The sequence below is a fragment of the Amorphus sp. MBR-141 genome (genome assembly GCF_053628695.1).
In genome coordinates this window covers 308,463-320,317 of sequence record NZ_JBRJGW010000004.1, presented here as the reverse complement: position 1 = coordinate 320,317, position 11,855 = coordinate 308,463, and the positions used below count along the sequence as shown (strand labels likewise).

The window sequence follows — 11,855 nt, the reverse complement described above, 5'->3', positions numbered from 1 at the left end:
GAACCCACCAGACCAACACGCACGCTCGGGTTCGCCCCCGGCGGTCACCCTCGCGCGTCGGAGGGCCGCTGGAAAGCCCTTCGCCCGATCACTTTTGCAGCGTGGCGGCGATTGACGCCGCCACGCCTTCTGTTTACCAATTGGTACACTCAAAACCGATCGGTACAAGAGAGGCCGCCCGATGTCGGAATCCCGTCCGCCTTTCCCGCCCTTCAGCCGCGACACCGCCATCGCCAAGGTGCGCGCCGCCGAGGACGGGTGGAACTCCTGCGATCCCCGGCGGGTGTCGCTCGCCTACACCGTCGACAGCGTCTGGCGGAACCGCTGGGAGTTCCCGAAGGGCCGCGACGAGATCGTCGCTTTCCTCACCCGCAAGTGGGCGCGCGAGCACGAGTACCGGCTGATCAAGGAGCTGTGGGCCTTCGAGGGCGCGCGGATCGCGGTGCGGTTCGCCTACGAATGGCACGACGAGGCCGGCCAGTGGTACCGCTCCTACGGCAACGAGAACTGGGAGTTCACCGAAGACGGCCTGATGGCCCGGCGGTACGCCTCCATCAACGACCTGGCGATCGGCGCGGACGACCGCAAGTTCCACTGGGACCGCAGCGGCCCGCGGCCGGCCGACCATCCGGGTCTCTCCGACCTCGGCCTCTGAGGGCCGCTCGATGGCCCGCACCGTTGCCGAACGCCAGGACGTCGTGCCCGTGCTCGTCGAGGTGTTCCGCGAGCACGGCTACGAGGCCGCCAGCCTGGCGCTGATCGGCAAGGCAACCGGCCTCGGCAAGGGCAGCCTCTACCACTTCTTCCCGAACGGAAAGGAGGACATGGCGGCCGCCGTGCTCGCCCACATCGACGGCTGGTTCGCGGCCCGCGTCTTCGCCCCGCTCCGCGATGCCGACGATCCCGCCGACGGCATCCGGACGATGCTCGCCGAGACCGACGCCTACTTCCGCTCCGGCCGGCGGGCCTGCCTGGTCGGCATCTTCGCGCTCGGCGACGCCCGCGACCGCTTCGCCGAGGCGATCCGATCCTACTTCCGGCGCTGGGAGGACGGCTTGCGCGATGCCCTGGTGCGGGCCGGCCACGAACCCCAAGAGGCCGCCGCAACGGCGGAGGACGCCATGGCCACGATCCAGGGGGCGCTGGTGCTCGCCCGCGCCCACGACGACCCCGCCTGCTTCGGCCGGAGCCTCGATCGGCTGGCGGTGCGCATGGGGCTGGGCGCGCCGCGCTGAGGCGGTGCGCACGGCTGCCAATTTGGTGCGCAAAACCCGCGTTTCGCGCAGAAGTACGCAAGTTGGTGCACGCACCGCTGCGCGGCCTGCAGCGCGCGCTGCGGGGTGGATTGCGCAGCGCTGAGCGCGATGCGGATCGTTCGAAATCGCCTGCGGCAGGCGGACGGCGCCAGACCGCCCTTGCGGCGAAACAGCCGGCCGAAGACGCTCGCATCCTCGTCGCCGATCTCCAGCGCCACCGCTTGAACACCATGCACTGCATGCCGGTGTCCCTCGCCCAGGGCGGTGACGGGCTCGGTGCCATGTAGGGGCGCGCGGTGGCCGGGTGCGACTTCGCCGAGGCCGGGTTCGGCTCGGCGCAAGCCCATGAGCCGCCCCACGACGTGCAGGCCTTCTCCTATGCCTGCCGTCCCTGACGGGCGCTTTCGCCGGTGGGCCCGAGCGCCGGCCGACCGGCTCCCTCCCGCCGCCTGGCGTATTCGGGGATCTGGAAGCGCCGCCGATAGGCTCCCGGCGACAGGCTCGTCACCCGCTTGAACAGGCGGCGGAAGAAGGCCGGGTCCTCGTAGCCCACCTGCCAGCCGATCGCCTCGATGGGCTCCGAGGTCCGCTCCAGGCGCCGCTTCGCATCCTCGACCCGCAGCCGCTGGACGTAGTCGATGGGCGAATGGCCCGTGGCGGCCGTGAAGCGCCGCTTGAAGGTGCGCTCGGCGAGGCCCGAACGGCGGATCATTTCCTCCACCGGAGACCCCACCGAGAAATGATCCGCCAGCCACCTCTGGGCATCCGTGATCGCCGCGTCGCCGTGGCCGACCTCGCCGTCGAACACGATGTAGGGCGACAGTCCGTCCCTGTGCCACTGGAACGCGAAGAAGCGCGCGATCGCCTGGGCGACGTTGGCTCCACCATTCCGCGCCGCGAGATAGAGCACCATGTCGTGCCATGTCATGGAGGCGCCGGAGGAAACGAGGTTCTCCGTCTCCCCGGAAACGACGAGGGGGCGTTCGGGAAAGACCGGGATCTCCGGATAGGTGTGGCGGAACGCGCGCTCGAAGCCCCAGTGCACCGTCGCCTCATGCGCGTCGAAGGCGCCTGTCTCGGCAAGCAGGAACAGCCCCGTGCAGGCGGAGGCGAGGACGGCGCCCTGCCGATGCTGGTCGGACATCCATTCGACGAGCTCGCCGTAGCGCCCCTTCTGCCAGACGCCGTCGGTGAGCAGCAGGGACGGCGCGATCACGATGTCGGTGCGGCCGACGTCACGGACGGATCGCTGCACCTCGATCGGCATGCCGCTCGCAAGCGGCAGTTGGCCGGCCGCCGCGCCGACGATCTCGACCCTGAAGGGAGCCGCCATCGGAGGCAGTTGGCCGGCTTCGACGAGGATCGGAATCGAGGAAAGGACGTCGTGGATGCCCGCGAGCGTCGACATCATCGCATCGGGAAATGCCACGATGCTCACGTGCAACTGGCGACCATCATCCGGCATTGCCGTTGTTCCGATGCAGAATGACACGGATGGCGACTGTTCTCTCACCCGTTGTGGCGAGGGTCAACGCGCATTTTCGCGTTGCAGAACCCCTGCGCCCCCCGTGCGCCGCGCCCGCCCGTCAACCCGCCGCGTCGCGCGGCGCCGACCCGATCGCCTGGATCATCGCGTCCACCGCTGCCTCGGGCGCGAGTCCGCCCTCTTTCACCAGGCTGCGCCACGTGTGGAAGCTGAGCGCCAGCCCGAGCATCGCCTGACCGGTGGGATCCAGCCCCTCCCCCAGGACCTGGTGAAAGGCGGCGAACAGCGGCCCCATCCGCTGCGCGACGATCTCCCGCGTCAGCTCGTGCGATTCCGCGTCGCGGAGCACGCACGCCGCCTGCCCCTCGTTGCGGCTGTACCAGGCGTAGATCGCCCCGAGCCCTGCCCGCAGACGCTGGTCACGGCCGGACAAGGCCCTCCACGGCCCCGGGTCCGGCAGCGGATCCCGTTCGAGCGCGGTGCTCGAGCAGACCAGCAGCAGACTGCGTTCGTCGGGGAAGTGGGCATAGAGCGTATGGCGCTGAACGCCTGCGCGCTCCGCCACCATGCTCAGCGTTGTGAAGGCGGGGCCGACGGTCGCATGGAGACCGATTGCGGCATCGACGATGCGCTGCCGCGTTTCGGCCTGCCGCTCCGCCCGCTTTTTCAACCTGTAGGGCCGCGTTTTGGATTTCACTGCACTTGGCCGTGCATCCATATTGACGCCTTCTGATTTTTTCACTACACACCAATGTACGCTTAAATTTCCGATTGTCCAGATCGGCTCCGAGCGAAGCCGCCGGGAGGATCCGTCCACTCCCAGGCTTCGCCGGCTGTCCGCGAATGGCACAAATGGCCCGTTCCTGGCCTTGCACGCACTCGTTGTGAAGGCGCCCGCCGCGCATGGTCGCGCTGCATACATGCCGGGGCGCCGATCGGCGCGTCCGGCGATCACAGGGAGAAACAGGATGAACGCTCTCAACCACGACCGCCTCGCGGCGCTGACCGCGCAGGCGATTTCCGACCTCTCCGCCGGCTACGCGGGGGTGATGGTTTCCATCGGCAGCCGGCTCGGCCTCTACAAGGCCATGGCCGGCGCCGGTCCTCTGACCGCGAGCGATGTGGCGCGCCGCAGCGGCTGCGCCGAACGTTACGTCCGCGAATGGCTGAACGCCCAGGCCGCCGGCGGCTACGTCGCCTATCACCGCGCGGACGCCACCTACGAGTTGACGCCGGAGCAGGAACAGATCTTCGCCGACGACGACAGTGCCGTCTTCGTGCCGCACGCCTGGGAGGTCGTCGCCTCGCTCTGGCAGGATGCGCCACGCGCAGCGGACGCCATCAGGACCGGTGGCGGCATCGCATGGGGCGATCACGACGAGCGCTTGTATTGCGGCTGCGCCTCGTTCTTCCGCAACTCCTACAAGGCGAACCTGATCTCCGACTGGCTCCCGTCGCTCGATGGCGTCGTGGAGCGGCTGGAGGCCGGCATCACGGTGATCGACGTCGGCTGCGGCCACGGGCATTCGACCGTGCTGATGGCCGAGGCGTTCCCGAATTCGCGCTTCTTCGGCGTCGATGCCCATGCCGGCTCGATCGCCGCCGCGCAGGCCCTGGCCGAGGAGGCCGGCCTTGGCGACCGCGTGCACTTCGAGGTCGGCGACGCCCGCTCCTATCCCGACCGCGGCTACGATCTCGTTTGCTTCTTCGATTGCGTGCACGACATGGGCTTCCCGGTCGACGCCGTGGCTCACGCGGCCGAGACGCTCGCCCCGGGCGGCACCGTCATGCTGATCGAGCCGTTTGCGGGAGACCGCGCCGAGGACAACTTCAATCCGGTGGGACGCCTCTACTATGCGGCCTCCACGACGCTCTGCTGCGCCCACGCGATCTCGGAAAAGGGCACGCACGTGCTCGGCGCCCAGGCGGGAGCCCGCGCGATCGCCGCCATTTGCGAACAGGCGGGGCTGTCGAAGGTCCGCCGGACGTTCGCGACGCCCTTCAACATGGTGATCGAGGCCCGAAGATAGCGGCCCGCGCCGCAGACCCGGAAGACCCGCCCGCGCCTGATGACGCGGGCGGCGTCTCTTCCAGAGGCGAGCGGCTCTTCATTCGATGGGAGACACACGATGATGCCCCCGCAAGGCGGTCGCACGGGACTGGTCTGGGACGAGCGCTTCGCGCGCTACGACCCGACGCCCGCGTCGGCAAACGTCTGGAACGCCCCCTTTTCCTCCGCCGACGGGCGGGAGTCCAAGCGCCGCATCTGGAGCCTTCTCCAGGCCAGCGGGCTTGCCTCCAGCCTCGCGCCGATCGCACCCAGGCAGGCCAGCGAGACCGAGCTCCTGCGCGCCCATTCCAGCGCCTATCTCGACCGGCTCTCCGCGCTCGCGGCAACCGGCGGCGGCGATGCCGGCGACAGCGCGTCGGTCTCGAGCTCGAGCCTCCCCGTCGCGCGCCTTGCGGCCGGCGGCTGCATCGAAGCCGCCGACCGGATCATGCGGGGCGACGTCCGCAACGCCTATGCGCTCGTGCGGCCGCGCGGCCATCACGCCGAGCGGGACCGTGGCCGGGGCTACTGTGTGTTCTCGAACGCGGTGCTCGCCGCGCGGCATCTGCAGGCGGTTCATGGGATCGAGCGGATCGCGATCGTCGACTGGGACGTCCATCACGGCAACGGAGCCCAGAAGGCCTTCTACGGCGAGCGGAGCGTGCTGACCGTGTCGCTCCATCAGGAGGGCTACTATCCGGCCGACAGCGGCGGCGTCGACGAGCGCGGCACGGGAGAGGGCTTCGGGTCCAATCTCAACCTGCCGCTGCCGCCGGGCTCCGGACACGGCGCCTATCTCGCTGCGTTCGACGAGATCGTGCTGCCAGCTCTGGCGGCGTTTCGGCCCGAATTCATCATCGTCGCCTGCGGTTTCGATGCGGCGATCGGCGATCCGTTCGGCAGGATGCTCTGTACCAGCGAGACGTTCCGCGAGATGACGAAGGCGGTGCGGGAGATTGCCGACAGCCATGCCGGCGGACGGGTTCTGTTCTGCCAGGAAGGCGGCTATTCGCCGAGCTACGCGCCCTATTGCGCCCTCGCCGTGATGGAGGAGCTGTCGGGCATCCGCACGGCCGTGCAGGACCCGCTTCTCGCCTGGTATGCCGACATCGGCGGACAGGACCTGCAGCTCCACCAGGCCGTTCGGATCGAGGCCCTGGGCCGCATCCTCGACGTGGCGCCCGTTCGTGCTCGACACGCGGCGTGCGTTCCGCAATCGGCCGGCAAAAGCCCCAGCGGGCGGCAAGACGCCGCGTGATGAACAAAAGAAGGCCGGCCGCGCAAAGCGCAGCCGGCCCCTTTTCGACCGGGACTGGAATGGAGGAACGGTCCCGATCGGGCGGACCTCGCGGAGGGGGAACGAGGTCCGTGTCCGGGCGGCCTCAGGCGGCCTGGGTCTCGGCGAGGGCCGGATAGTCGGTGTAGCCCTTGCGACCGCCGCCATAGAGCGTGTCGGGGTCGAGGGTGTTGAGCGGGGCATCCTTCTCCAGCCGCTCGGCAAGGTCGGGGTTGGCGATATAGGGCCGGCCGAAGGCGATCAGGTCGGCCTTGCCGCTCTCCACCGCGTCTATGGCCATCTGCCGGTCGTAGCCGTTGTTGGCCATGTAGACGCCGTCGAAGCGGGCCCGCAGCGCCTCGATGGACAGGCCCTCGTCCAGCTCGCGCGACCCGCCGGTCTGGCCTTCCACCATGTGGAGATAGGCGAGCCCGAAGCCGTTCAGGATGTCCACCGCGCGCTCGAACAGCGGCATCGGATCTGAATCGGCGAGGTTGTTGGCGGCGGAGAACGGGCTGAGGCGAATGCCGACGCGGCCGGCGCCCCACACCTCGGTCACCGCCTCCACCACCTCGCGCATGAAGCGCGTGCGGTTCTCGATGGAGCCGCCGTAGGCATCGGAGCGCTGGTTGGCGCCGTCGCGCAGAAACTGGTCGATCAGGTAGCCGTTGGCGGCGTGGATCTCGACCCCGTCGAAGCCGGCGTCCACGGCGTTCCTGGCGGCCTTGCGATAGTCGTCGATCACCCGCGGGATCTCGGACAGCTCGAGCGCCCGGGGCTCGGAGGTCTCCACGAACCCCTTGCCGTCGAAGGTCTTGCTCTTCGCGCCGATCGCGGACGGCGCCACAGGCGCCTGGCCGTCCGGCTGCAGTACGGTGTGGGAGATGCGGCCCACGTGCCACATCTGCAGGACGATCCGCCCGCCCCTGGCGTGGACGGCGTCGGTGACGGCCCGCCAGCCGGCGACCTGGGCGGCGCTGTAGATGCCCGGCGTAAAGGCGTAGCCCTTGCCTTCCCGACTGATCTGCGTGGCCTCGGTCACGATCAGACCGGCGCCGGCGCGCTGGGCGTAGTACTCGACGTGCATGTCGTAGGGCGCGTCGTCCTCGGCGCGGGCGCGGTTGCGCGTCAGCGGCGCCATCACGATGCGGTTCTTGAGGTCGATGGCACCCGCCTTGAGCGGGGTGAAGAGCTTCGGGGTGGTCATGGGAGGCGGCTCCGGTTTCGTGCGGTCCTGGGAGATGAATTCAGGACTGTCTGGTCCAAAAATAGGTACGAAAAGGTGTTGGAGAAGGGGCAATCAGGCAGGCGGGTCGATCAGCGAGCGGGCTTCGTCCAGCGCGGCGGAGATCGCCTCGGGCGGCAGCCCGGACTTGCGCAACGTTAGCGTGCCGATGGCGAGGGCCGACAGGGCCCGCGCGCGGCCAACGGCGGAGTCGGGATCCGACGGCGAGAGCGCCTCGGCAAACAGCCGCTCGATCCGATCGAGATGGCGCCGCCCCACTTCGCGGACCTCCTCGTTGTGGGGCGCGAGTTCGGCGATGCAGTTCACCAGCATGCAGCCGCGCGGCCCGCCCTTCGGATCGGCGAGCGCCGACAGCATGGCCGGCACCGCCGCACCGTCCGGCTTGCGCGCGAGGTCGGCGAGGGCGGCAAGGCCGGCATCGGAATAGGCCGTGAGGGCGGCGAGCAGCACCTTCTCCTTGGACCCGAACCCCGCATAGAAGCTCGACCGGCTGAGACCCATGGCGGCGGTCAGCTCGTCGAGGGTCGTCGCCTCGAACCCCTTGGTCCAGAAGACCTGCAGGGCGGCGTCGAGGGCGGCGCGCTCGTCGTAGGCGCGAGGGCGTCCTGGGCCGGGCCGGGGTCTGGTGCGGATTGCTTCCATGGCTTGACAATATGGACCGTTCGGTCCCGAAATCAACGCCAAGTGCATCCCGGGGGTCGCCGGACGGCCGCCTCCACCCCAACTGTACGATCGAGACCGGCCTGTGCGATCTCCGGAGCGGCACCTCGCGACCGGACAAGCGGGCTGAGCGAACGCGTGAGGCTTCGATGATCCCCTATTCCCTGCTCGACCTGTCCCCGATTCCCGAAGGCGGGACCGCCGCCGATTCGCTGCGGAACACAGTCGATCTCGCCCGCCACGCCGAACAGCTCGGCTACAACCGCTACTGGCTGGCCGAGCACCACAACATGGCCGGCATCGCCAGCGCCGCCACCGCCGTGCTGATCGGCCAGGTCGCCGCCGCCACCTCGACCATCCGCGTCGGCTCCGGCGGCGTCATGCTGCCGAACCACGCGCCGCTGATGGTCGCCGAGGCGTTCGGCACGCTGGCGACGCTGTTCCCCGACCGCATCGACCTGGGCCTCGGCCGGGCGCCGGGCACCGACATGGCGACCGCCCGGGCGCTGCGCCGCAATCTCGGCGGCGGCGACACGTTCCCCCAGGACGTGGTCGAACTGATGGACTATTTCGACGATGCCGACCCGGCGACCCGGGTGCGGGCGATCCCCGGCGTCGGCACCCACGTGCCGGTGTGGATCCTCGGCTCCAGCACGTTCGGGGCGCAGCTCGCCGCCCATCTGGGCCTGCCCTACGCGTTCGCCTCGCACTTCGCGCCGGCCGCCCTCTCCCAGGCGATCGAGGTCTACCGCACCACCTTCCGACCGTCGAAATACCTGGCCCGACCCTATTTCATGCTGGCGATCAACGTCTTTGCCGGCGCCGACGATGCGGAAGGCCGATACCTGATGTCGTCGATGCAGCAGGCCTTCGCCAACCTGCGCACCGGCAACCCGGGACCGCTGCCGCGCCCGGTGGAGAACGTCGAGGAGACGCTCGACCCGCGCATCATTCCGATGGTGTCGGAAGCACTCGCCTGCACGGCGTTCGGCGGACCGGAGAGCGTCAAGACACGGCTCAAGACGCTGATCGGCCACTACGCTCCGGACGAGGTCATCCTCGCCGGCCAGATCCACGCCCACGACAAGCGGCTGCGGTCGTTCGAGATCGCCGCCGAGGCGATGCGGTCGCTCGGGATGGCGTCGGCTGCCGAGTAGCGCCGAAGCAATCAGGCCAGCACGCGCACCGGCTTGCCATCGAGCCAGGCGCGGATGGCCTCGACCGTCTCGGGGTAGAAGACCTCGTAGGATTCGCGGGTGACGTAGCCGATGTGCGGCGTCAGCAGCAGTCCCGGCACCGAGCGGAGCGGGTCGTCGGCCGGCAGCGGCTCGTGGTCGTAGACGTCGAGCGCCGCCCCGCCGAGGCGCCCCGCCTCGAGCGCGGCCACCAGCGCGTCGTTGTCGACGAGGCCGCCGCGCGAGGTGTTGATCAGGCAGGCATCCGGCTTCATGCGGGCGATGTCCTCGCGCCCGACGATCCCCTGCGTGCGGTCCGACAGGCGCAGGTGCACGCTGACGAAATCGGAGGTCGCGAACAGCTCGGCCTTCTCCACGTAGCGCGCGCCGGCGGCCTCCGCCGCCTCGGGCGTCAGGTTCTGGCTCCACCCCACCACGTCCATCCCGAACGCGGTGCCGAACTTCGCCATCTCGGTGCCGAGCCGGCCCATGCCGAGCAGCCCCAGCCGGGTCCCGCGCAGGTCGCGGCCGAGCCCCACCTGCCAGCCGCCTTCGCGCATCGACGCCATCTGCTCGGGAAGCTTCCGGGCGAGCGACAGGATCATCAGGAAGGAGAGTTCGGCCGTCGCGTGCCCGGACGACGCCGTCCCGCAGACGGCGACGCCATGGTCCCGCGCCGCGTCGAGGTCGACCGCGGCGTTCTTCATGCCCGATGTGACCAGCAGCTTCAGCGCCGGCAGACGGGCGAACAGCGAGCGGGGAAACGGCGTGCGTTCGCGCATGATGGCGATCACGTCGAAGGGCTGCAGCGCGGCGGCGAGCGCGGCCTCGTCCTCGATGTGGCGGTCGAAAACGGTGATCTCCGCCTCGGACAGGGCGGACCAGTCGGCCATGTCGAGCGCCACGTTCTGGTAGTCGTCGAGGATGGCAATTTTCGTCATGCGGATTCCCTCACCTGTGGAACTTCGTGGCCCGTTTCAGGACCGATCCCGGCCGCGCACCAGCGTCGCCATGCCGGAGATGAAGAACATCGCCAGCGCGGCGGTGACGATGGTGGGGCCGGTCGGCGTGTCCCAGACATAGGACGCGTAGAGCCCGGCAAGGGCGGCAAGGCCGCCGATGGCGCCGGCCAGCACCGCCATCACCTCGGGCGTGCGGGAGAAGGGTCTGGCCGCGGCGGCCGGGATGATCAGCATCGCGGTGATGAGCAGCGCTCCGACCACCTTGATCGCCACCGCCACCAGCAGCGCCAGCGCCACCGTCAGGATCAGCTGCTCGCGGCGCGGGTTGAGCCCGCTGGCCGAGGCCAGGTCCTGGTCGAGGGTGGAGGTGAGCAGCGCCGACCAGCGCCAGCCGACCAGGGCCAGCACCGCCAGGGAGCCGGCCCAGATCACCGCCAGGTCGGCCTTTCCCACCGCCAGGATCTCGCCGAACAGATAGGCCTCCAGATCGAGCCCGACCTGCGCCGTGAGCGCGAAGGCGACGAGGCCGACGGCCAGCGAGCCGTGGGCGGCCACGCCCAGCAGCGTGTCCATCTGGAAGGTGCGGCCGGCGAGCGAGGAAACCGCAAACGCCATGGCGACTGCGACGACCAGCACGCCGGCGAACACCGAGACCGAGAAGGCGAAGGAGAGCGCGACGCCGAGGATGGCGGCGTGCGCCGTCGCATCGCCGAAATAGGCCATCCGCCGCCAGACCACGAAGCAGCCGAGCGGGCCCGCCGCGACGGCCAGCCCGACGCCGGCGAGCCCCGCGCGCACGAGAAAATCATCCAGCATGGGTGCCCGCGTCCTCGCTGTCGGCGTGGGTGTGGGTGTGGTCGTGGTCGTGCTGGTGCTGATAGAGCGCGAACGCGCCATGGGTGCCGCTGCCGAACAGCGCCCGGTATTCCGGCGCCGCCGACACGACGAGCGGCGTGCCCTCGCAGCAGATGTGTCCGTTGATGCACAGGACGCGGTCGGAGGCGCTCATCACCACGTGCAGGTCGTGGCTGACCATCAGGACGGCGCAGCCGATCTCCTGCCGGACCATCTCGACGAGCCGGTAGAAGGCCGCGGTGCCGGGCTGGTCGAGGCTCTGGGTGGGTTCGTCGAGGATCAGGATCTGCGGTTTCGACAGCAGCGCCCGGGCGAGCAGCACGCGCTGGAACTGGCCGCCGGAGAGCGCGCTCATCTGCTGTCCCTCCAGTCCGCTGACCCCGACGTGCTCGAGCATCCGGCCGATGTCGTCGCGACGCCGGCGGACGGGGAGGTTGAGGAAGCGCGCCACGGTGATCGGCATGGTCGCGTCGAGGGAAAGGCGCTGCGGCACGTAGCCGATGACCAGCCCGGGCTGGCGCCGGACGAGGCCCCGGGTCGGGGCGATCGCGCCCACCAGGGCCCGCACGAACGTCGACTTGCCCGATCCGTTGGGACCGACCACGGTGACGATCTCGCCTGGCACGATGGAGAAATCGATCGCGCGCAGGATTTCCCTGCCGCCCAGATCGACACCCATTCCGACCGCCTCAATCAGGCCCATGCACACTCCGCTTGTCCGCCGGCCGCGCCCACCCGCCGCGTCCGGCCGCCTCTGATCCCACATTGCGGACGAGCGGTCCACGCGGCGGATGCGAAATCTGCGGGAGGGGACTGGACAAGCGCGGCACCACCGGGGCATAGGTTATGTTATATTATTACATTTCGTCGCCTTGCCCGGCAAGGCGGC

The 11,855-nt window shown here is 69.6% G+C and carries 13 protein-coding genes; 6 read left to right on the top strand and 7 right to left on the bottom strand.

Annotation, left to right across the window (positions count from 1 at the left end; translation table 11 throughout):
* Positions 1-181: 181 nt before the first annotated feature.
* The 3 genes from ACSSVZ_RS08060 (at position 182) to ACSSVZ_RS08050 (ending at position 1,543) form a co-directional block, all read left to right on the top strand.
* Positions 182-655, top strand: coding sequence for a nuclear transport factor 2 family protein (locus tag ACSSVZ_RS08060; RefSeq protein ID WP_453969282.1), 474 nt, complete (start codon positions 182-184; stop codon positions 653-655).
* Positions 656-665: 10 nt separating this feature from the next.
* Positions 666-1,235 carry a TetR/AcrR family transcriptional regulator gene (locus ACSSVZ_RS08055; RefSeq protein ID WP_453969281.1) on the top strand — a complete coding sequence of 190 codons (570 nt, stop codon included), beginning with the start codon at positions 666-668 and terminating at the stop codon, positions 1,233-1,235.
* A gap of 62 nt (positions 1,236-1,297) precedes the next feature.
* Positions 1,298-1,543: a hypothetical protein gene (locus ACSSVZ_RS08050; protein ID WP_453969280.1), complete on the top strand. Its 246-nt coding sequence runs from the start codon at positions 1,298-1,300 to the stop codon at positions 1,541-1,543.
* An 89-nt stretch (positions 1,544-1,632) separates the two neighbouring features.
* Here ACSSVZ_RS08050 and ACSSVZ_RS08045 read toward each other — a convergent pair whose 3' ends face one another.
* Positions 1,633-2,685 carry a GlxA family transcriptional regulator gene (locus ACSSVZ_RS08045; protein WP_453969279.1) on the bottom strand — a complete coding sequence of 351 codons (1,053 nt, stop codon included), beginning with the start codon at positions 2,683-2,685 and terminating at the stop codon, positions 1,633-1,635.
* 157 nt (positions 2,686-2,842) lie between these two features.
* Positions 2,843-3,439 carry a TetR/AcrR family transcriptional regulator gene (locus tag ACSSVZ_RS08040; protein ID WP_453969278.1) on the bottom strand — a complete coding sequence of 199 codons (597 nt, stop codon included), beginning with the start codon at positions 3,437-3,439 and terminating at the stop codon, positions 2,843-2,845.
* Between the two features lie 271 nt (positions 3,440-3,710).
* On the opposite strand from ACSSVZ_RS08040, the gene ACSSVZ_RS08035 reads away from it, so the two are divergent.
* Entirely contained in the window at positions 3,711-4,772 is a 1,062-nt protein-coding gene (locus ACSSVZ_RS08035) for a class I SAM-dependent methyltransferase (protein ID WP_453969277.1), read from the top strand.
* A gap of 99 nt (positions 4,773-4,871) precedes the next feature.
* Positions 4,872-6,050 (top strand): class II histone deacetylase, encoded by a 1,179-nt coding sequence (locus ACSSVZ_RS08030; protein ID WP_453969276.1) that lies wholly within the window; start codon positions 4,872-4,874, stop codon positions 6,048-6,050.
* Between the two features lie 124 nt (positions 6,051-6,174).
* On the opposite strand, the gene ACSSVZ_RS08025 is transcribed toward ACSSVZ_RS08030, so the two are convergent.
* A complete protein-coding gene (locus ACSSVZ_RS08025; protein ID WP_453969275.1) occupies positions 6,175-7,275 on the bottom strand; it encodes an alkene reductase in 1,101 nt (366 codons plus the stop codon).
* A 93-nt stretch (positions 7,276-7,368) separates the two neighbouring features.
* On the bottom strand, positions 7,369-7,956 hold the full coding sequence (locus ACSSVZ_RS08020; RefSeq protein ID WP_453969274.1) for a TetR/AcrR family transcriptional regulator: 588 nt from the start codon (positions 7,954-7,956) through the stop codon (positions 7,369-7,371).
* A gap of 167 nt (positions 7,957-8,123) precedes the next feature.
* On the opposite strand from ACSSVZ_RS08020, the gene ACSSVZ_RS08015 reads away from it, so the two are divergent.
* A complete protein-coding gene (locus ACSSVZ_RS08015; protein WP_453969273.1) occupies positions 8,124-9,131 on the top strand; it encodes an LLM class flavin-dependent oxidoreductase in 1,008 nt (335 codons plus the stop codon).
* Between the two features lie 11 nt (positions 9,132-9,142).
* On the opposite strand, the gene ACSSVZ_RS08010 is transcribed toward ACSSVZ_RS08015, so the two are convergent.
* From ACSSVZ_RS08010 to ACSSVZ_RS08000, 3 genes are read right to left on the bottom strand one after another with little or no spacing between them, the layout of a single operon-like run.
* Positions 9,143-10,090, bottom strand: a complete 948-nt coding sequence (locus ACSSVZ_RS08010; RefSeq protein WP_453969272.1) for a D-2-hydroxyacid dehydrogenase family protein — start codon at positions 10,088-10,090, stop codon at positions 9,143-9,145.
* 36 nt (positions 10,091-10,126) lie between these two features.
* The gene (locus tag ACSSVZ_RS08005; RefSeq protein WP_453969271.1) at positions 10,127-10,927 is read right to left on the bottom strand and encodes an iron chelate uptake ABC transporter family permease subunit; all 801 of its coding nucleotides are present in this window, start codon (positions 10,925-10,927) and stop codon (positions 10,127-10,129) included.
* The gene (locus ACSSVZ_RS08000; protein ID WP_453969270.1) at positions 10,917-11,669 is read right to left on the bottom strand and encodes an ATP-binding cassette domain-containing protein; all 753 of its coding nucleotides are present in this window, start codon (positions 11,667-11,669) and stop codon (positions 10,917-10,919) included. The genes ACSSVZ_RS08005 and ACSSVZ_RS08000 overlap by 11 nt, the downstream gene beginning before the upstream one ends.
* Positions 11,670-11,855: the final 186 nt, after the last annotated feature.

What these genes read in the sequence shown, in the direction of transcription:
- ACSSVZ_RS08005 (WP_453969271.1), bottom strand. Translation starts at nt 10,927, where the DNA reads ATGCTGGATGATTTTCTCGTGCGCGCGGGGCTCGCCGGCGTCGGGCTG.
- ACSSVZ_RS08060 (WP_453969282.1), top strand. Translation starts at nt 182, where the DNA reads ATGTCGGAATCCCGTCCGCCTTTCCCGCCCTTCAGCCGCGACACCGCC.
- ACSSVZ_RS08020 (WP_453969274.1), bottom strand. Translation starts at nt 7,956, where the DNA reads ATGGAAGCAATCCGCACCAGACCCCGGCCCGGCCCAGGACGCCCTCGC.
- ACSSVZ_RS08010 (WP_453969272.1), bottom strand. Translation starts at nt 10,090, where the DNA reads ATGACGAAAATTGCCATCCTCGACGACTACCAGAACGTGGCGCTCGAC.
- ACSSVZ_RS08030 (WP_453969276.1), top strand. Translation starts at nt 4,872, where the DNA reads ATGATGCCCCCGCAAGGCGGTCGCACGGGACTGGTCTGGGACGAGCGC.
- ACSSVZ_RS08025 (WP_453969275.1), bottom strand. Translation starts at nt 7,275, where the DNA reads ATGACCACCCCGAAGCTCTTCACCCCGCTCAAGGCGGGTGCCATCGAC.
- ACSSVZ_RS08015 (WP_453969273.1), top strand. Translation starts at nt 8,124, where the DNA reads ATGATCCCCTATTCCCTGCTCGACCTGTCCCCGATTCCCGAAGGCGGG.
- ACSSVZ_RS08055 (WP_453969281.1), top strand. Translation starts at nt 666, where the DNA reads ATGGCCCGCACCGTTGCCGAACGCCAGGACGTCGTGCCCGTGCTCGTC.
- ACSSVZ_RS08035 (WP_453969277.1), top strand. Translation starts at nt 3,711, where the DNA reads ATGAACGCTCTCAACCACGACCGCCTCGCGGCGCTGACCGCGCAGGCG.
- ACSSVZ_RS08000 (WP_453969270.1), bottom strand. Translation starts at nt 11,669, where the DNA reads ATGGGCCTGATTGAGGCGGTCGGAATGGGTGTCGATCTGGGCGGCAGG.